19 protein-coding genes are annotated in these 17,810 nt (G+C 51.5%); 11 read left to right on the forward strand and 8 right to left on the reverse strand.

Translation table 11 applies throughout. The annotated features are described in order from the left end of the window. Positions 1-47: 47 nt before the first annotated feature. The 5 genes from GK091_RS13895 to GK091_RS13915 all read right to left on the reverse strand — a co-directional run bounded on the left by GK091_RS13895 (position 48) and on the right by GK091_RS13915 (position 5,581). Positions 48-752, reverse strand: coding sequence for a hypothetical protein (locus GK091_RS13895; protein ID WP_164039046.1), 705 nt, complete (start codon positions 750-752; stop codon positions 48-50). Then, positions 745-1,842: a DevR family CRISPR-associated autoregulator gene (locus GK091_RS13900; RefSeq protein ID WP_164039050.1), complete on the reverse strand. Its 1,098-nt coding sequence runs from the start codon at positions 1,840-1,842 to the stop codon at positions 745-747. The genes GK091_RS13895 and GK091_RS13900 overlap by 8 nt, the downstream gene beginning before the upstream one ends. Position 1,843: 1 nt before the next feature. Next, on the reverse strand, positions 1,844-3,847 hold the full coding sequence (locus GK091_RS13905; RefSeq protein ID WP_164039052.1) for a hypothetical protein: 2,004 nt from the start codon (positions 3,845-3,847) through the stop codon (positions 1,844-1,846). Positions 3,848-4,057: 210 nt separating this feature from the next. Next, on the reverse strand, positions 4,058-4,936 hold the full coding sequence (gene cas6, locus GK091_RS13910; RefSeq protein ID WP_164039054.1) for a CRISPR-associated endoribonuclease Cas6: 879 nt from the start codon (positions 4,934-4,936) through the stop codon (positions 4,058-4,060). 390 nt (positions 4,937-5,326) lie between these two features. Further along, positions 5,327-5,581, reverse strand: a complete 255-nt coding sequence (locus GK091_RS13915) for a hypothetical protein (RefSeq protein ID WP_164039058.1) — start codon at positions 5,579-5,581, stop codon at positions 5,327-5,329. 16 nt (positions 5,582-5,597) lie between these two features. Here GK091_RS13915 and GK091_RS13920 point away from each other — a divergent pair, with 16 nt between their 5' ends. From GK091_RS13920 to GK091_RS13965, 11 genes are all read left to right on the forward strand, one after another. After that, the gene (locus GK091_RS13920; protein ID WP_164039062.1) at positions 5,598-6,107 is read left to right on the forward strand and encodes a helix-turn-helix transcriptional regulator; all 510 of its coding nucleotides are present in this window, start codon (positions 5,598-5,600) and stop codon (positions 6,105-6,107) included. A 122-nt stretch (positions 6,108-6,229) separates the two neighbouring features. Then, on the forward strand, positions 6,230-6,481 hold the full coding sequence (locus GK091_RS13925) for a hypothetical protein (protein ID WP_164039065.1): 252 nt from the start codon (positions 6,230-6,232) through the stop codon (positions 6,479-6,481). Positions 6,482-6,523: 42 nt separating this feature from the next. Continuing rightward, positions 6,524-7,204: an HAD family hydrolase gene (locus GK091_RS13930; protein WP_164039068.1), complete on the forward strand. Its 681-nt coding sequence runs from the start codon at positions 6,524-6,526 to the stop codon at positions 7,202-7,204. Positions 7,205-7,262: 58 nt separating this feature from the next. Continuing rightward, the gene (locus GK091_RS13935; protein WP_170312654.1) at positions 7,263-8,324 is read left to right on the forward strand and encodes an agmatine deiminase family protein; all 1,062 of its coding nucleotides are present in this window, start codon (positions 7,263-7,265) and stop codon (positions 8,322-8,324) included. A 10-nt stretch (positions 8,325-8,334) separates the two neighbouring features. After that, positions 8,335-9,114 carry an APH(3') family aminoglycoside O-phosphotransferase gene (locus GK091_RS13940; RefSeq protein ID WP_164039070.1) on the forward strand — a complete coding sequence of 260 codons (780 nt, stop codon included), beginning with the start codon at positions 8,335-8,337 and terminating at the stop codon, positions 9,112-9,114. Positions 9,115-9,122: 8 nt separating this feature from the next. After that, positions 9,123-9,461 carry a n-acetylglutamate synthase gene (locus GK091_RS13945; protein ID WP_164039075.1) on the forward strand — a complete coding sequence of 113 codons (339 nt, stop codon included), beginning with the start codon at positions 9,123-9,125 and terminating at the stop codon, positions 9,459-9,461. Between the two features lie 4 nt (positions 9,462-9,465). After that, a complete protein-coding gene (locus tag GK091_RS13950; protein ID WP_164039078.1) occupies positions 9,466-10,170 on the forward strand; it encodes a hypothetical protein in 705 nt (234 codons plus the stop codon). A gap of 136 nt (positions 10,171-10,306) precedes the next feature. After that, positions 10,307-12,670 (forward strand): peptidylprolyl isomerase, encoded by a 2,364-nt coding sequence (locus GK091_RS13955; RefSeq protein ID WP_164039081.1) that lies wholly within the window; start codon positions 10,307-10,309, stop codon positions 12,668-12,670. Between the two features lie 10 nt (positions 12,671-12,680). Beyond that, the gene (locus tag GK091_RS29830; RefSeq protein ID WP_262889186.1) at positions 12,681-12,803 is read left to right on the forward strand and encodes a hypothetical protein; all 123 of its coding nucleotides are present in this window, start codon (positions 12,681-12,683) and stop codon (positions 12,801-12,803) included. A 49-nt stretch (positions 12,804-12,852) separates the two neighbouring features. Beyond that, positions 12,853-14,235 (forward strand): peptidylprolyl isomerase, encoded by a 1,383-nt coding sequence (locus GK091_RS13960; RefSeq protein WP_164039084.1) that lies wholly within the window; start codon positions 12,853-12,855, stop codon positions 14,233-14,235. Positions 14,236-14,327: 92 nt separating this feature from the next. Beyond that, positions 14,328-15,290 (forward strand): AAA family ATPase, encoded by a 963-nt coding sequence (locus GK091_RS13965; RefSeq protein ID WP_164039087.1) that lies wholly within the window; start codon positions 14,328-14,330, stop codon positions 15,288-15,290. 118 nt (positions 15,291-15,408) lie between these two features. Here GK091_RS13965 and GK091_RS13970 read toward each other — a convergent pair whose 3' ends face one another. Genes GK091_RS13970 through GK091_RS13980 form a run of 3 tightly spaced genes read right to left on the reverse strand, consistent with a single transcriptional unit; the run spans position 15,409 to position 17,748 of the window. Beyond that, a complete protein-coding gene (locus GK091_RS13970; protein ID WP_164034598.1) occupies positions 15,409-15,594 on the reverse strand; it encodes a hypothetical protein in 186 nt (61 codons plus the stop codon). 60 nt (positions 15,595-15,654) lie between these two features. Continuing rightward, on the reverse strand, positions 15,655-16,644 hold the full coding sequence (locus GK091_RS13975) for an ABC transporter ATP-binding protein (protein WP_164039094.1): 990 nt from the start codon (positions 16,642-16,644) through the stop codon (positions 15,655-15,657). 12 nt (positions 16,645-16,656) lie between these two features. Beyond that, positions 16,657-17,748: a hypothetical protein gene (locus tag GK091_RS13980; RefSeq protein WP_164039098.1), complete on the reverse strand. Its 1,092-nt coding sequence runs from the start codon at positions 17,746-17,748 to the stop codon at positions 16,657-16,659. Positions 17,749-17,810 lie beyond the last annotated feature (62 nt).

Below are 17,810 nucleotides of genomic sequence, written 5' to 3' on the forward strand. Positions count from 1 at the left end.
GTTGGGTCGTCACTTTTGGCTTTGTAAATGTTGAAGTCCATTTTAAATCATTGCCAGTTGTGTAGATAGAAACTTTTACCTTCTCCGGTTCTGAACAGATTACCGATTGATACTTCTTGGCCAGCGCCTGCCGCCAGATTAATGAAAACACGCGGATTGATTGGCTTTCGGCCTGCCCCTACCCGCGTGTGTTCTTCATAAGCGTCGGCTAGCTGAACTAGCTGTCCGGCTACCTGCATACCGGATGAAAAAGGTAAGGCGCATCCACTAATTTTTGCCTGCGTAATAGGCTCAACTGCGACAATACGAACTGATTCAAAGCGGATTCGCAGTAAGTCCTGTGAGCGCCCCAGCGCAGGCGTTCCAATCGGATAGCGGAAATAATCAATCCAATCGGTGCGATTTAGCCAAAGAGTCAAACAAGGTTGAAGATCACCCGCCGAGTCAGTTGCCGCTATGACATGAAACTCTCGTTTGTAGGCATCCGTACCTTTGGCGTGTGGCTTTACGCTTCTACCATCAAATTCTAGCCGCTGGCGGGTTTCCAGGTCGTTAGCTTCTGTTACGTATTGATAATGAAATCCAAACTGTACTTCATCATGTGTAACAATACGTCCCAAACAGCAACCTATCAACCCTAGTAGCGACGAATAAGAAGGTACCGTCATGCAAAGCGCATTTCCAGAAAGGACAAAGGGCAAACGTGGTGTTGCTGTCCATCCGTCAAATTGAACTTCCAGCACTTCATTCATTGGGTGTCGTAGTCAAATTGGCCTTTATGAAGTCCTGAGCAACGCTTATGGGCGAGCCAACAACAACAGAAGTACCATCCGCAAGTGCTTTTACATCATCTTCGTTTTGCAAATACCCCTCACGGATACCGATATACACCGGTGTTGCCAACTTATTTCGATAGTCTTCAATGATTTGTTTTAGCGCTTTTATTTTTAAAGATGGCATCTCCCCAGAACCTTCAAACAGATTATTAAAGACGGGGTTTGCACATTCAAGTCCGGCTAAAATCAGCACTTTAGGGCTAACATCTGCACCGAATGCAGCCTGCTTGGCTCCTCCCCGTAAAAATGCCAGTCCACGTAACAAACCAGCCGCACGCTCTTTACGTGACTGCTCCGCGTTTTGTAATGTGAAGCGTTTGAATGTGCCTTTAGCCCCTAATGGTTTGTTCGTCAGCAGGTCTGCATATTGTTTGACCGTCTCGGAAGCCAACTCCTGTTTGCTACCCAGGTTGTCAAATTGCCCGAGCCGATAATATTCTAGATTGAAAAAGCCCTCTAGGTGAGCCGCATAAAATTGCGTTGAGTACGGCAGTGGCGTGTTTTCTTTAAGGTGAACGAAACCCTCATCAACGTTCAGCGTTCGCTTACCACGAATACCCTTTAAGACAGAGCATTTAAACGGTGATGTCCGTTGAACACTCTCCGCTTTAGTTTTTGTAGGCGCTTCATCTTCGTCCTCTTCATCACTCGCTCCTGACTTATCATTGCCTCCACTACGCATATAGCCGAACAGATCATCTTCCGGGAAAGCAATCGGGTCGAGCTGTGTAGATATTTTGTTCGTTGTTCCTTTTTTCGAAACGCCGATTGCCTGCAATTCGCTGGGTGTCCAGTTGTTCTCCTCATTTGATGTGTTCCGAAGCCATCGACGCCATGCCTGAGCCGATACGTAAGGCACTTTTTCACGGCGGCCATTCACCATTTCTTCGAATACTTTGGGGACTACTTTGTTGCGGTCTTCGCCTGCGCCTAAACCCGCACCATTTAAAAAGGCGGCTGTGCCATCAATGACTAATGCACCGGTAATGTTGTTGAGAGTTGCCATACTAAACTGTTATAAGAGAAAGTGAAACTTGGTGATAGAATTGATTTAAAAGATATTCAATAGCAAATCGGGCAAACGATGGGTTATATTTACCCATATAGTCGTACAGAAGTCCTTCAGATGGAATCGACGGAGCAAACGGCTGTTTTAACTCCTTTTCAAGTTTAATCATGCTTTCCCTGACAGAATCGAGCCATTGAGCAATTTGGAAGTTTTCCCTACGCATAGGAACCAGTACGTGCTGACGAAATTTCTCCTCATCCAGTTGACCTTTGTTTCGTCCACCACGATAGTAATGGGTGTATTCATCAACAAATTGGCGGAAGTTTTTCAGGTAGTCATTTTGCTCAACACTAGGCTTAGGAAGCAGATTCGTTGGCTGAATATCCAACCGAGGGGTTGACTCATTGCGGTAGTAGTTTAGGTATATCCGCAGAATATCCCGCAGCCCATAAGCGTTCAGACGATTTTCTGAATCGAACAGCAATGAATAGACTGTTTCAAACTCATACAATCGACTCCCTTCCCGAATCAATAAGGGTAATGGATTGCCTTCCTGATAACGGGTACCTAACCAACGGCTGCTGTAGCTACGTTTGTCCTCTCCTATCAAATGAAAAAACAAATTAACCATTTGACCTATAGCTAAATTGGATACATCTGTAATAGAAGGCATTAATACATTTTCATCGTCCTGTGATGCTAAGAAGTGGAGATAATAGAAATGCACCATCCGGTACATTCGACTAATGGTACTATCTATTGGGATTTTTTCAGGGTTATTGAGAACCGAAACGTGGTGCGCCCAATGCCACTCTTTTCGGCTTGCAGCCCCTACTAGCGACTCAAAAATCATACTTTTATACATGGCATAATCGCTGATTGGAGCATCCGATTTTCCCAAGAACTTATGCTGCGCTTTACTCCATTCCTCTTTCCCGAGTAGATGAGCGATGTATTTGGCGTATTCTAATTTATCCTCGTTTCCAATTAGGCGTTGATACTCTTCGTAAAATCGAACAGAAACGCCATCTGAATTTTTGTTAGGATAAAGTCCATAGAAATCAATGTTCCCCTCAAGGCAATCCAGAAAGTCTGATTGAATTTTTGGATTCTTTAGAATTCCTTCCAGCGTTGGCCGTAGCGAAGGATTTCTGTACAGCTTGAGCAGCTTAACGATCAGTTGATTTGGGATACGGTCAATTTCGCAACTCGCCCCGGTACCTGAATTAGTGAAACTCCAAAGATTGAAAGCCGTAATCTTATCACTCCGCTCTTTATCAGCCAGAATATGTAACGCTCTACTTAAGTAATGACCTTTGTTAAAATCTTTGATATTATCAACCGACGAAGTTGACGAACCTGCCGTAGCTCTACTCTTTATGAGATCTATGTGATCAGCAATCAGCCGTTTAGACAGATCTTCATTTGAGGAGTCAATCAATAAGATTCCCCCTTTGTATAGCACAGCAGATAACGGCAGAAACTGCATAACGGCCAAGCAAACAGGGTGAACAGTAAGCGCATACTTAGCTTGTGGTAATGCCTGTGCGTCAGAGCCTAACCCACCCAGCAACGGAAACCAACACCGATTGACGGTTTTATCCTTACCTTTAATCTTGCTGGCGGGGTAGCCTACTTTGCGGAGCGTCTGTTCATAGAAAACATCAAACGTGGTTTTGAATTTCAAGCCCGATAGCTCGCAGGTATACGGACCCTCATCCTCTACGTTTTCCAGAATACCAGTAATGAGTTGGTTATATATGGCTTCTCCGAACTCTTTATCGTTGAGTAGCGGCCCATTTTTAGAGAAGAGCATCGTATAGCTCTTCAATCGCTTATTCAAGCGTATGAGTGTGTGTAAGCCATCACTGTACGGATTCTTGAATAGTCTAAGCAACGTATCGGCGTCAACCGTACTAATGTTTTGCTTAGCCAGTGCTTCGATGGTTTGCAGCGCGTTATTGAGCATAGCGCTACCGGTATAAACTTCAAATAGTATCATTGCGACTGGTCAGTTCTATGATAATGCTTATCTTGTAATTTGTTATACTTCTGCGGATCAATATCATGGCATCTGTAATAAAAAAAGCTGATCATAAACTTCCAGCCGACCATCCCTTAGCTCGCAAATTTGACACGGCGGAGGAAGGCGCTAAGGCAAAGGCTGATTACCTCATGAATACAGTCCTGAAAAATTTTGACTGGGAAGCATTCATGACGAAGAAGCAGGCTCAAGCTTCGAAGAAGTAGACCTCGCTTCGACCACCCCCAGTGCGCCAAAACCTTCCGAGTTATACCGTCCAACTCCTGCCAGCACGGCTAATTCCAATAATTCGCGTGGGCCGGTTAGTTCAAACTGGAAGTTATAGTAGCCTTTGATTTTGGTTTCTTCCCGTGATCCTTCTTTTATAGTCAGCAGTCTTGATCTGGGTTGGGCGGCATTCCGTCCCCGGTCAGGTAGTAATTGATACATTACTGATGCGGTATCGATTTCGTCCATGAGCTCCGCTCCCGCTGCCGTGACTGCCTGAACGCTCCCGTACTTCGCCAGCAGGTTCGCGACGAGTAACGGGCCGAACTCCGTATCCGCCGGGTGTAGGTATTGATCCATGCCACGCTCATCTTTCTCGGCAATCACTACGGGCGAGAGCGTCCGCAGCGTAACGGTGTTTGTATCAATCTCCACCGGTGTGGCTTCGACGCGTTCGATGATAAACTCTGCCCGGCCTGGATTGGCGCGGTGCTTCGGCGTGGCAATGACGCAACGCTGATCCTGAAACAGACCCATAATAAACGTACTGGCGGCTTTGTCTACGTAGAAACTCACCATCCATTCGATGTGTGGCGTCGTCACCCATAGTCCCCCCGCTTTCGTATCAACACGTGCGTTCGGGATGATCAAATCCGAGAAGGTAAAGAGCTTGAACCGGCGCGTAGACGAGTATTCGTAGCCCTGTCCATGCAGGAACGTAGCGTATTTGGCATCAGCTTCGGCGAGTACGGCGTAGATGAACGCGCTGAGTCGATACGCGTAATTGAAGGGCACCATCGTCTGGCGGGCGGTCGGACGAAGCGTGAGTTTAAACTGCATAGCGGTCAAAAGGGGTACGAACGTGAAAGTGCGTGCTTTTTGTGATTAATTCGTGATTATTGGTGACTGAATTTAGTATCCGGCAGTCCGATCACAGGTAAATCATGTGACAAAGATGGTTTCCTACACGGCAATCTATTTGCCGAAACGGACGACTAACCACACTTTTTTATGCCGGTTGTTAAAAATCAATACGAACGCCTGAAGAAAATCAATGACCGCCTGAATAGTTGGGGTGGCAAACCAGTCTCAAAAGCTGATCTGCTCCGACTCTGTGAATGCTCCGAACGCACACTCCGCGATGATCTACAGCTGATGCGCGACGACTATGAGGCCCCCATTGAGTACAATCGTCAGCTTCGGGGTTATCACTACACACATCCGTTCGATCTAGCGGCATCCGTTGCGCTCACCAATAAAGACCTTACCGCCCTGCACACGGCGGTTGCCACGCTCAACCAGTTTCAGCACCTGAGTCTGTTCGAGGGATTGCGTGGTACGGTCGACAAAATCGACAAGGCCGTCCGGTTTCGTTCCAGTCAGTCCGACGATTACGGCCAGCACATCCTCTTCGACCGGGTCGCCGGTGCGATCGGTTCCATTCGTAAAAGGCAGCGAATGGGTCGAGGTATTTCTGCGCGCCATTCATCAGCAAAGTGTTGTGCAGTTCGACCACCAGCGGTTCGATACGGAGATAACCAAAACGCACCGGCTCTTTCCGTACGTTATCAAGGAACACCGCAATCGGTGGTACGTAGTCGGCTGGCAACTCGATTATCAGGCAGCTCGGGTGTTTGGCCTGGATCGGGTCATGGGTGATTCCATACAGCTAACGGACGAATCCTGTGACACTCCCCCATTCGATGCCAATGCTTATTTTTATCAGGCATTGGGTGTAGCCGCTTATGATGAACCCGCACAGGAGGTAATTCTGTCGTTCACACGCAAACAGGGGCTACATTTCCGGGCACAACCATTTTTCCAATTTCTGGATGACGATATTCTGGTCGATACCGAAGACGAATTTCGGGTAAAACTCATGATAATCGTCAATAACGAACTGATCTATGAACTGGCCCGGCTGGGTAATTCGGTACGGGTTATAACGCCTAAACCGCTGGTTGACAAGCTAACAACGTTTCTTCGTGAAGCCCTGCATCAGTATCAGTAATGATCTGGGTTAACGTTCGTAGCCAAAATCAGATACGCGCAGATGGACCTACGCCGGGCATTTACGCACGAATCTGGCCGTACAGGCTACTTTTTCCGCCCGGATGTTGTTACCTGTTCACTATGCCGAACGAACCGCAAACCCGCCACAGTCGTATTATTCCTGAACTGCGTTTCTCGCTTAACCTGCTTTACGTCGGGCGACTGCTGGTCGGTATGAAGGCCACCGATGAGGGGCAGGACCTGTTCGATGAACGAATCGAAACGGTGACGGACGAACTGGTAGCCACCGAATTACTGCACGAAGCATCCATTCTGGCGGGTGACGTGCTACCCGAACCGCCCCCGGTTTACCCAACGGACGACCCAGTCTAACCAACAATCTGCTTTCTTTGCAGCCACATTCATTTGTTTCCCATGCCTGACACTACGTTTGCCGTTCTCTTCGACATGGACGGCGTTTTGGTGGATAACACCGATTTCCATATCAATGCCTGGATCAAGTTTGCCCAGGATAAAGGTTTTCCGTTGACCCGCGATCAATACGTCGAGAACATTAACGGCCGCGTATCAGCCGATGCGATGGCGTATGTGTTCAAACGGCCCATCGAACCCGGCGAACTGATCGTTCTGACGGAGGAAAAAGAAGCGATTTACCGGGAGCTTTATCGTCCTTATCTCCAGCCGGCACCGGGTCTGATGGCTTTTCTGGATGCGTTGAAGGCGCAGCATGTTCGTCTGGCCGTTGGCACGTCGGCCCCGATGAGCAACGTGCATTTTACACTCGACGGTTTACTGCTTCGTTCCTATTTCGATGCCATCGTTGATGCCAGTATGGTCAGGCACGGCAAACCCGATCCCGAAATTTACCTGAAAGCCGCCGAAAAAGTAGGCGTTGAGCCGGCAAGGTGCGTCGTTTTTGAAGATGCCTTTGCGGGTATTCAGGCGGGACTTCGCGCAGGCATGGCCGTTGTCGCCGTAGCCACAACCCATACCCGTGAGGAACTGGCTGATTCGGGGGCATCACTGATTATAGATAACTTCGACGGCCTTACCGTAGACACGATACGGGATTTGGTGGATAAAGCTGGTCATTGACCCGTCCGAATTTCGTACCTTTAGGGGCTAATTTATTGTTATACCAACGTTTAAGCCGTTGACTTCTTCATCCGAAATTTCCTCGATTCCAGCCCGTGAGGGCTTTTTCTTTCCAGCCGAATGGCATCCCCACGCGGCAACCTGGCTGAGCTGGCCCCATACCGAAGCATCGTGGACCACCGAGCGGCAGGAATTAATGTTCCCGGCCTATATCAACTTCATCAACGCCATTGCCGAGAGTGAGCCGGTTTGCATAAACGCGCACAATGACATCGTTATCCAGGCAGCCACACGCCGGTTGCTGGCAGCGGGTGCCGACATGAGCCGCATTACGCTCCTGCCCCACCCGACCAACGATTCTTGGTGCCGCGACCATGGCCCGGCCTTTCTGATCAATCCGGAAACGAAAAAACGAATGATCGTGAACTGGGGTTACAACGCGTGGGGTGGCAAATACCCGCCTTTCGACCGCGACGATCTGATTCCGGTCGAGATTGCCCGGTATCGCCAGCTTGATTACGTTACACCTGGAATCGTCATGGAAGGGGGTTCGGTGGAGTTCAACGGAGCCGGAACCGTGCTGACCAGTCGGGCCTGTCTGCTCAATCAGAACCGGAACAGTCACCTCACCCAGGCTGACATCGAGCAATACCTGTGCGATTACTACGGGGTTCAGCAGGTGTTGTGGGTCGAGGAAGGCATCGTTGGCGACGACACCGATGGGCACATCGACGATACGGTTCGGTTCGTGAACGAAGACACGGTTGTTGCCGCTTATGAGCCGAATAAAAACGATGACAACTACCCATTCCTTCAGGAGATTCATCATGAACTGAAGCAGATGCGTCTGCTGAACGGCAAACAACTGACCATCGTTGAGCTACCCATGCCCGACCCGATTGTTAGTGATGGACTCCGGCTTCCAGCGTCGTACGCGAACTTCCTCATTACAAACCAATCAGTCATTGTGCCCACGTTCCGGTGCGCTAACGACCAGCCAGCGCTGGACATCATCGGCCAGTGCTTCCCGAATCGCAAGATCGTGGGGATCGACTCGACCGATATTGTGTGGGGGCTGGGTAGTTTTCACTGCCTGAGTCAGCAGGAGCCTCTCGTCTAGAACCGGACTGATGTGGATCAACACCCTCCCAACTGCGTTACAGCGACTTATCCGGTTTGCCAGCTGGCAGCCCGAAGGTCTAGGTATGTCGTCAGCCCAAACGTTCCGACTGGACGGGCCCGAACCGTTTTACCTGAAGATAAACGCCGTTGAGCCGTGGGGCGGGTTGAACGTCGAAGCAGAAGCCCTAACGTGGTTGCGCGCCTACCTGCCCGCCCCGGAGGTTGTTTTTTACGAACGGATGGACGAAACGGATTACCTGCTGATTCGGGCATTGCCGGGACAGCCCGCATCCGATGATCGCTGGAAAACGAACCCCGAACGACTAACCGAAACGCTGGCGGTCACGATGCGGGCGCTGCACGAACTTGACCCACGCACCTGTCCGTTTGACCAGCGAACAGCGACCAAACTTCGGGCGGTAACCAGCCGCGTTCAACATGGATTGGTCGATGTCGATGATTTCGACGAAACCAACAGCGGACAGACACCCGAGACCATACTAAGCCGACTCGTTGCGGAGCAACCGGCTCAGGACGATCTGGTGGTGACACATGGCGATTTTTGCCTGCCCAATCTGATACTCAACGACTGGACACTCAGCGGTTTTATTGACGTAGGGCGACTGGGTGTGGGGGATCGGTATCAGGATCTGGCCCTCTGTATCCGCGATTTGACCGACGAACTCAACACCGATCAGTACAACGACACGTTTTTTGCCGCTTACGGGCTACCAACCATTGACGATGCTAAACTTCGTTATTTCCAATTACTCGACGAGTTAAACTAGCGAATGCCATGTACGACAACAAAACATTTCGATCCATCACGAACACCGCCAACGGTGAGGTGAGTGGCGACACGGTGTTTCACTACCACCAGCAGGAACAGATCGTCTGGGCCGAGTACGGCGGTGGTGCCATTGTGAAGGGCTTTCTGATTGCCACGGTTCAGGCTGACCAGTCGCTGGATATGCGCTATCAGCACGTCAACACCCAAGGTGAGCTGATGACTGGCCGTTGCCAGTCTACGCCCGAATGGTTACCCGATGGGCGCATCCGGTTGCACGAACGCTGGCAGTGGACCAGTGGTGACCAATCGTCGGGCGAGTCTGTTGTTGACGAAGTGATCGACTAACATCATGCAGAATCGGTTACACTTACTACTACTGGCAGTCGGTATGGCGACGCTGACCGGCTGTTCGCGGCAAGCGTCGCTCATGGCCGAATTGACCCCTAGTTCGCTGAAAGCGGTCAACCTGGAAGAAACGCTGAGCCGACGCGACGAACTGATGATGGCCTATTCGATGACCAGCTACGACGCGACCAACAAAGCGGTTTCGGTGGTCAACGGCGGTTGGGGTGTCGAATCGATGCAGAAAGGCCAGCAGTTGGATCTGAAAGCGGCTGGTCCGGCCAAAGCCCTGCCGATCAGCCTGGAACTGCCCCGCAATGGACGCATTGTGGCGTCGCTGGTGCTCATTGAAATCGATGATTACGACCGGGCGAAGCACATGCTGGACAAGGTTCGGCGGGTGCATAACCTCGTTTCGGGACCTGCCGCTCTGGTCGCCACGGCAACGGAAGTCTTGACACCGTTAAAGTACGTAGCGGCTGGTCTGGTGGCTTCGGGCATCGGGCTGCAACTGGTCGATCACCTCGATGACGACGATCTGCTGGGCCAGAGCAGCGTTGAGCTTCACGAAGCGAATCTACGGAAGAAAAAACAACGACTCGTGCATGTGCCCGCCGTGTTCACGGGCCGGAACCTGCGTGATGCGTTCGACTACCGGCTCGATTACGATATTGTACTCAAAACCGTGAAAATTCGACCCGTTCGCCAATAAGACCTTCGCTGCATCGTTGCTTACCAATAACGAATGTTTTTAGCGTAAACTTGGTTTTTAGTCTACAAGGGATACCAACCCTATCGTTTGTTCGCTATAACCGTATCCCCGTAAACCCATTTTCTATTCCGACGCTATGCGCCAACTTACTGGCGGTCTCTTGCTGGCACTTGCTGTAACAGCCTGCAAAACAACCGCACCCGTGGTTCAGCAAACACCCCCGCAGCCCGTTATTCTGACGCTGGGTTCCAAAGCGTATACCACGGACGATTTTTTCCAGTCGTTCACCAAAAATCAGTTCTCGTCCGACTCCGCCCAACGGACCGACGTAAAGAATTATTTCGACCTGTACACCAACCTCAAGCTGAAGGTACTGGCCGCCGAAACAGAAGGGCGCGATACGACCGAGGCCTTCCGGGAGGAAATGAACACCTACCGCAAGCAACTGGCGCAGTCGTATTTGACGGACAAAGTGCTGGTCGAATCGCTATCCGCCGAAGCCTATCAGCGGATGCAGGAAGAGATCAACGCGGCTCATATTCTGATCCCGGTGGGTGAATACGCAGCACCTACCGATACGCTTCTGGCGTACCAGAAAGCCCTATCTATTCGGAAACAGGCGCTGGCCGGTACGGATTTTGCCTCGCTCGCCCGCGAGAACTCTCAGGATCTCCAGACAGCGCCCAATGGGGGTGACCTGGGTTTCTTCACGGCCTTTTCGCTGGTTTATCCGCTTGAAACGGCTGCGTACACAACGCCTGCGGGTCAGATTTCGATGCCGGTGCGGTCACGGGCGGGTTATCACCTGATCAAGGTGACTAATCGCCGGCCAAGTCGCGGCAAACTCCGGGTGGCTCATATTCTGGTGCGGCTGAGTCCGAGTGCGGATGAAGCCGGTCAGAAAGCGGCTCAGGATCGGATCAATGCCGCCTACGCCCGACTGCAAAAAGGCGAACTATTCGACGTGGTATGTCAGGAAGTATCCGATGATGTGACGTCCCGGACGAATGGTGGTCTGTTGCCTGCTTTTGAAACGGGCAGGCAGGTTCCCGCTTTTGAAGATGCGGCCTACGCGTTGACCAAAATCGGCGATGTCTCGAAACCCGTACGAACCAATTACGGCTGGCACATCATCAAGCTCATTGACCGGAAAGGATTAGAGTCGTATACTGACCTCGCCCCTTCACTGCGCCAACGCGTTATGACCGACACCCGCGCCGATGTTTTACGGCAGGCTACCCTTCAACGGCTGAGAAAGGAGTATCAAATTCAGGAAGATAAAGCCGTTGTCGAAGGAGCCCTGGCGAAAGCAGACAGCACTTTATTGCGCGGCCAGTGGCGCTACACGGAACCCCTCGATCCTACTTTACAGAATAAACCAATACTGACGATTGCCGGGAAACCGGTGACGATCAACCAGTTTTTCGCTTACGTACGGCAGAAACAGCAGCCACAGCGCAATCCGGCCCTAGCAGCGGCTTCGCCCGTTTCGACCGCAATCGGTTCGCCCACAACGACGATGCGCCGGTTACTGGATCGGTTTGAAGGGGATCAGCTCATCGCCACCGAAGAAGCGAACCTGGACAAAAAATCACCCGAGTTCCGTTCCCTGCTGAGCGAAATTCGGGATGGCGTTCTGCTGTCGCAGGTGATGGAACAAAACGTGTGGGAACGCTCGATGACGGACTCGACGGGGCAACGACAGTACTTTGACCAGAATCAGGCGAAGTACCGTTTCCCCGAACGGGCGGCCGCTACGATCATTGTGGCCCAGAACGACGATCTGTTGAAACAGGCGCGCGAAATGCTGGCCGGAAAAGCCCCTTATCAACTGAAGCGGTCAGCCGCTGATCTGACGTACGATCCGAATCAAACGTTTTTGACCGACAAACAGCGACAAGGTCTGTATGATGTGCAGGTGACGATGGCCCGCAATCCTGACTATGTGATCGAGGTGTCGGGGGCCCACGATGCAACCGAGCGCGACTCAGTTTCGGCCAGCCGTATCCGGAACGTTGTGAATTACCTGGTAAAGACGGGTATCTCCCTAAACCGGATTGCGGAGAAGGATTATCAGGGGTCTCCACCCCGCCGTACAACCGATGCCGCCAAAAATTCCGCCGTCCAGCGTCGTATTTCGTTGCAGTATTTTTCAAATGCGAAAGCAGACGTCGCTAAAGCACTGAACAGCAGCCAGCCATTGTCCTCCGGCGAACCGGCCGTAACGGTTACGGAAGGTCTTTTTGCGGAAGGCGATAACCCCTTTCTCGACACCATTGATCAATGGAAAGAAGGGACGACAACCTTCAACCGGGGCGGGAAAGCCGTTTCTGTCACGATCAGCCGCGTTGATCAGGCCAGGGCCAAAACATTTGCCGAAGCCCGAGGTGCGGTCATCAACGAGTATCAGGCCGTGCTGGAAAAGCAATGGATTACCCAGCTCCGGCAAACGTATCCGGTAAAAGTCAACGAAGACGAAATCCGGAAATTAACGAAGTAGTTGCTGGATTTTGGACATTGGACGCCAGCTGTTTGCCCTGGGCGTTGACTGGCAGACAGACGAAATCCTTATCCTGAGTTCAGTATCCAACAGCCAGCGGCAAACAGCCAATGCGCAGTGGACATCCTCTTAAATTTCCTTAAAAGTCAGGGCGTTTTACGTTCTGTGCGTATATTTAGATCATGAAAAAAGTAATTTGTAGCGCTTGCATCGCCTTACTGGGCTGGTTTCTGACCGCACCGGTTTTCGGCCAGGGACAAGGCGTCAGCCTGAATAAAATCATTGCGAAGGTCGACAACTATTATGTGCTTCGGTCCGACCTTGAAGAGGCCTACCAATCGTATGTAGGTCAGAATCAGACTCCTCCCCAGAAATGTCAGTTACTGGAAAGTCTGGTCGTCAACAAGATGATGCTGGCGAAAGCCGAGATTGACTCCGTGGTGGTCGATGAAAAAATCGTGGACAGCGAACTCGATCAGCGGATGCAGTACATGGTTCAGCAGTTCGGTTCGGACAAAAACATCATCGAAGCGTACGGCAAAAGTCTGGAAATGCTGAAAAGCGAATTGCGTCAGCAGGTAAAAGACCAGAAAGTTGTGCAGAAGATGCAGCAGAAGATCACGACCGACGTGAAGGTTACCCCCCGCGACGTTCGGAAGTTCTACGATGCCATTCCGAGAGACAGCCTTCCCTACATGCCGGCCGACGTTGAAGTTGGTCAAATCGTGCGATTTGCCAAGCCAACCAAAGAACAGAAAGACGTCTTGCGTCAGAAATTGCTCGATATCAAAAAACGTGTGCAGGCAGGTGAAGACTTCGGCAAACTGGCGAAAGAAACGTCCGAAGACGTTGGTTCTGCCCAGAACGGTGGTGACCTCGGTTTTGCCAAGCGGGGGGCCATGGTAGCTCCCTTCGAAGGAGCGGCCCTGAAACTGAAACCGAACGAAATGTCTGACGTAGTTGAATCCGATTTCGGTCTTCACCTCATTCAGCTGCTGGAAACTCGCGGTGCGGAATACCACGCCCGGCACATTTTGCTTCGTCCGGATTACAACCGGCTGGACATGACCGGACCAACCCGTTTTCTGGATAGCCTTCGGACGCTGGTTGCAGCGGACTCGATCAAGTTTGACAAAGCGGCCCACGACGTTTCGGAAGACAAGGCTACCGCCGATGCGGGTGGTCTGATTCGCGATCCACAATCGGGAAGCAGCCGCCTGGCCATGGACGGTACGATGGAATACGCCATGTTCCAGATGCTGGACACGATGCAGGTAGGAAAAATTTCGGTTCCGCTGCCTTATCGTACCGAAGATGGTAAGAGCGCGGTGCGGTTGTTGTACTTCAAGAGCAAAGTAGCGCCCCATACGGCCGACTTCAAGATTGATTTCGAGAAACTGCAAACGATCGTATTGTCCAACAAAAAGAACCGCGCCATCGATGAGTGGTTTCGCAAGTCGGTTGCCGATGTATACATCACGGTCGATCCAGAATTTCAAAGCTGCCGCATTTTTGGTACCACGCAGAATAGTGCGGCTTCGGTCAACGGGAGCGGCAACGAATAGTTTTTCGTTTTGAGGTTTACAGTTTTCGGTTAACTTGCAATGCCAGGCTCGGAATCGGGAACTGTAAACGTAAACTCTTTAACTTCTTTATTGTGCCTTACTCATCGGACGTTGCGGCTGCGGAAGCCCTCACTAACTCGTACAGGAAACTAAAAGCAGAGATTTCAAAGGTTGTTATTGGGCAAGATGATACGGTACGGCTGTTGTTGACGGCTATTTTCTGTCAGGGGCACTGCTTGTTGGTTGGTGTACCGGGGCTGGCGAAAACACTGCTTATCCAGACGATTGCCGGCGCACTGGATCTTGACTTCAACCGCATTCAGTTCACGCCCGATCTGATGCCCTCGGACATCCTGGGTTCTGAGACGCTCGATCAGGAACGGAATTTCAAATTTATCAAAGGCCCGGTTTTTGCGAACATTATTCTGGCCGATGAGATCAACCGGACTCCGCCCAAAACACAGGCGGCCCTGCTCGAAGCAATGCAGGAATACTCCGTCACCATTGCCGGCCAGAAATACGATTTAGGCCGTCCATTTTTCGTGCTGGCTACGCAAAACCCGATTGAACAGGAAGGTACGTATCCGCTACCGGAAGCACAGCTGGACCGGTTCATGTTCAATATCTACCTGGACTACCCGTCCTACAAATCGGAGCTGGATATTGTAAAAAGCACCACCTCCGATCAGCGCTACCAGGTACAGCAAGTGATCACGGGCGAAGAAATCCGGGAGTTTCAGCATCTGGTTCGTCGAGTGCCGGTGGTCGACAACGTGGTCGAATACGCGGTTACGCTGGTCCATAAAACCCGTCCCAATACGGAGATGGCGTCTTCGGATGCAAACCAGTATCTGGAATGGGGCGCGGGTCCACGGGCATCGCAGGCATTGATCTTAGCGGCTAAATGCAACGCGCTGCTGAACGGTAAATATTCACCGGACATCGAGGACATACGGGCGGTTGCGTTACCCATTCTTCGCCACCGCGTTGTTCGGAACTTCAAAGCCGAAGCCGAAGGTATTTCGGTCGAGCAGTTGATCAAGCGATTACTGTAGTCAGCAGTCTCCACGCCCAGACCGGATGCGTTGGGTTCACAAAACTGACTCCATCTATAACAAAAAGGGCCGCTCTCTGCGATGGAGAGCGGCCCCTTTGTATTGAGAGCAACACGACTTAGTTGTCTTCTTCCTTATCGTCCCGGTTCGTTTTACCAAGATAATCGTCATCGCCCATACCGGTCGATTTGTCATCAACGCCTGATGCGTCGACATCGTCGTCATTTTCACTAACGAGGAACGGTTTTTCGGGGCCCTGCCCTGTGTCCGTCTTCCATTCGCCCTCACTTTCCGGCCTTTTCATAACGTGTTGTCTGGTTTGTTTACCCGTACAACACGGAACGGCATACAGAGTTGACAAAAGTTAGCGTTGGAGTTTCCAGAGCGATTCAGCAGCCACCCGGATCTGTATCTGTTGTCCAACGCCTAAATAATCGCGGGTCGACAGCATACGTAAACAGACGTATCGCGAGATGTCTACCTCAATTTCGTAGTGGCTCCCTTTGAAAAATAAAGCCCGTATCGTGCCCGGTACGCCCGTCTCGTCCAATTGAATCTGTTCGGGTCGTAAACACAGTAAACTATCCGGATTATCGCTCGTGGTTACACCTAGTGCGGGTAAATGTTTAGCCTTGATCACATTGACCGGGCCAGTCATGCGGGCGGCATAGGCCGTATTTGGCTGACGATAAACCGCTTTGGGATCATCCAACTGAATCAATCGTCCATCGCGTAGAATGCCCAGCGTGCTGGCAATCGACAAGGCATCGCTGGCATCGTGGGTCACGAACAGACAGGACGTTTTTTCGTGACGAACCAGATCGAAGAGCAGATCGCGCACCAGGAGTCGATTGGGTAGGTCGAGGTGACTGAACGGCTCGTCGAGCAGCAACAGGGCGGGCTTATCAGCAATGGCACGGGCAATGGCGGTTCGCTGTTTTTCACCCCCCGACACCTGTCGCGGCAGTCGGTCCTGTACTTCCGTTAGTCGGCACAGTCTCAGCAGTTCATCGACCCGATAGGTGCGGTAGTTCGTTTCAAAAAAGCGCAGTGCATAGGCGATGTTCTCGCGAACTGACACATTCGGCATGAGTTGATACTCCTGATGGACAAGCCGGATATCGGCATGACCGGGCACCAGCACCTCCGCGGGTCCGGGCACCCGACTACCATTGAGCCGAACCTCCCCGCTATCAGCGTCCGTCAGACCCGCCAGTATACTCAGCAGGGTGCTTTTCCCCGAACCGCTGGCCCCAACGAGCGCCAGTATCTGCCCTGGTTCAAGGCGTAACGATACACGGTGAACCGCCGTCAGCGACCCGTAATTTTTGGTAATAGTAGTAGCTTCCAGCAAGCGGGTAGGCGGTTATTTTTTACTTATCGCGTAGAAAAACAGAATCAATAAAAGGATACCAGCCACCAGAAACGCAATTTTCCAGGCCGACTTAGGCCGTTCACCCGCAATACGACCCGTTTGCCCGTTCACCAGAAAACGGTACGCTTTTCCGTTGTACATATAGGCACAAATCCAGAGCGGCAACAGAATGTGCTTGAACGTCTGATCGCTCAATTGAGTATCCACCCGAAGCCCCCGCTGCACATCACCACCCAATTCCGACGCACAGGCGTTTTCTTCACGTTCGTGAATGTTGGCTTCGGCCTGGCGGGCACTCTCGGGCAGATCGATACTGTATACTTCGGCGTCCCAGCCCAACAGAAAACGCGGGTCGTAGTCAACCACATCGGTCAGGGTGTAGCTACTGGCTTCGGCTACCGTATCGGTCTGACTCTCCAGCTGTTTCGAGGCCATGATCAGTATATCGTCGTAGAAACCGGCGTGCGAACCACTCCGCGACTCCCATCGAACGCGTTGCTCCTGCTGGTTCATAGTTCCACCTTTGCCATCGGGGACCTGCACCGTCACGTAATAATGAAACCCGGCCTCACCCTGCCAGTTTGAGTAAGCCTGCGCATCGAAGGTCCAGAAGGGAATGTAGATGCCCCGAAAATTGTCGGGCATAGCCCCCGCTTTCAGATCGGACGGAGCCAGAAAGTCATCACCCACCCAGCTTCGGAATCGCTCTATCGCCTGCTCATGGGAAATCCGGAAGGGCAATACGCCAGCCGGTTCGATCAACCGGGTTTTGCGCGCTTCCGGGTTGACATTTTTCGTACCGCAGAAGGCACAGGTAATCGTTGGCACGTCGGAATTAACGGTAGTCCTGGCTCCGCAGTTGGGGCAGGCAAACACGCGTTTTTCTTCCGTCGGCGCATTGGGCAGCAACTGATTTTCCACCTGATACCCGTTCAGGGGACGCTCCTCCAGTTTCTCTTTAGTGAACGGAATGGCTTGTGTTCCGCCACAATGATCACAACTTAATTGCTGTTTTTCGGCCGAAAAGCGCATCTGTGACCCGCAGGTTGGACAGGGTACCCGAAATAAATCGGTTGGTGGCATTCAGTACAGATCGTTTTGGGGTTATCAGGGTTACAGTGGTCGGTACAGGATTAGGCATACGC

This window comes from Spirosoma agri, from assembly GCF_010747415.1.
Lineage (GTDB): Bacteria > Bacteroidota > Bacteroidia > Cytophagales > Spirosomataceae > Spirosoma > Spirosoma agri.